This is a genomic window from Alkalihalobacillus sp. TS-13 (genome assembly GCF_019720915.1).
In the GTDB taxonomy this organism is placed as follows: domain Bacteria; phylum Bacillota; class Bacilli; order Bacillales; family Fictibacillaceae; genus Pseudalkalibacillus.
This window is the reverse complement of sequence record NZ_JAHKSI010000013.1, coordinates 1-1,808: the sequence shown is the minus strand read 5'-3', so window position 1 is coordinate 1,808 and position 1,808 is coordinate 1. Positions and strand designations below refer to the sequence as shown.

Annotated in this window: 1 protein-coding gene; it reads right to left on the bottom strand. The window is 38.7% G+C overall.

Annotation, left to right across the window (positions count from 1 at the left end; all coding sequences use genetic code 11):
• Positions 1-413 precede the first annotated feature (413 nt).
• Positions 414-1,700: an IS110 family RNA-guided transposase gene (locus KOL94_RS24820; protein ID WP_221569342.1), complete on the bottom strand. Its 1,287-nt coding sequence runs from the start codon at positions 1,698-1,700 to the stop codon at positions 414-416.
• Between the last annotated feature and the right edge of the window lie 108 nt (positions 1,701-1,808).

The following is a 1,808-nucleotide window of genomic DNA, read 5'->3' as shown; positions in this document are numbered from 1 at the left end:
CTCCCTCTATAAAGAAAGGGTAATCTTTGGATTTCTTTAGATTTCTTAAGTTTTTATAGTGGTTCATTATTAATAGTGGTTTGAATCATGGGATTAAGTTGTATTAATGGACAATTTTGGAGTTTGAGATTAAAAAAAGACTTATCCACCTAACCACTCTCTTCCAGAAAGTGGGTAACAAGCGAGAATATGATCGCACAAGTGGATCTCCACAAATCTCATGGAGGTCAACCCTCCCATGTCTCACAGAGTCTCTGCTCCAAAATTCCTTCGTTCAACCTTTCCATGAGGTGGATGTCAGCTATGCTGCCCGACAGGATCATTGTCCGTACTTTTATTGGTTTGCCTGACTAATCCGTGCTTCAAGTGTATTAATAAAGAACTAAATAACTTACTAAATAATCTTGCGTAATCTATGCTGCTTCCTGTGATAATGCCATATGAGGAATATCGCTTAACATTCTTTCTTCACTAAATTCAAACTTCTTTTTACCTATAGCGAACAAAATACGAATTAACTTGTTGCACAAAGCAATCATGGATTGCATCTTCTTCAATGGATTATTGGGCCGAGTTGTATAATACTCATGTAATGCTTTAAATGCTGAATTCTTGGCGACAAGGGGCATAGCTACTTTAAACAAAAGGGCTCTCAATTTTTTTCTGCCTCTCTTTGTAATCTTTGTCTGACCCTTGTGCTTCCCTGATGTATTTTCCTTTAGGTTAAGGCCAGCGAGTTTGATAATCTGTCGAGGATGAGTGTATTGGCTGAGGTCTCCGACCTCTGAGAAGAAGCCTATGATCGTGTCCCTGCCAATACCTGTGATCCCTAACATTTGTTCAACACCTGGAACCTGTTCAAGAAGAGAGTCCATTTGGGACTCTAGATCTTCAAATTTCGTTTGTATAAACTCATACTTTTCTAAAAGAGTCTTCAGTTCTAATTTCGCCATATCTGAACCTTGACGAATACCAATCGAAAGATTGGCCACTTGTTTCAATTCTTGCATCTTCGCTAAACCTACTCCACGTTTTACAGTTTGCCTTAGGTGGGTTAATAACTCTTGATCAGAGAGCTTCACTAACTCATGTGGTAATAGATTTAGCTTTAATATTTGTAATGCTGCTTTCCCTTCCCAGTTTTTAAAGACGGTTAATAGCTCAGGGAAATAACGATCAATCCAGTTGTGTATTTGTCCTTGAACCGATTGAAGATCAACAGATAAGAGATCGCGAATTTTTCTAGCACCACGGAGTTCCGCATAAACACCTTTTGGAATAGTCGGTTCAGCGTATCTCCCATCTTTCACTAACTGTGCAATGACCTTCGCATCTTTCACATCATTTTTGGTTGGAGAGTTATCATCTAACTCTTTAGCCTTCTTCACATGTAAAGGATTTACCACAACAAATTTGATTTTATGTTCTTTCAAGAAATGGGCTAAATTTAGCCAGTAATGACCAGTGGGCTCCATCCCAATGATCACTTGATCCATTTCATGATTTGCGATGAGGTTTTGGATCCATTCTAAAAGACTAGTAAATCCCCTAATCGTGTTTTCAAAAGAAAGAGATGACCCAAACTCTACACCTCTAAAGTCCTGAGCACGTGCAACGTGATTGAACTTCGCGATATCAACGCCTATAATGAGTGTTTGAGAAGTAATTTGAGCAAGCTTTTGATTTTGGTTATAATTCATTGTGCAGCCTCCTGGAATGTTGTTTTTTTGCTGGCCAGCTTAAAACATCATACCAAGGGGCTTATTTCTTTCTCAACTCCGATATTACTTCATAACAGGAATGCTGCC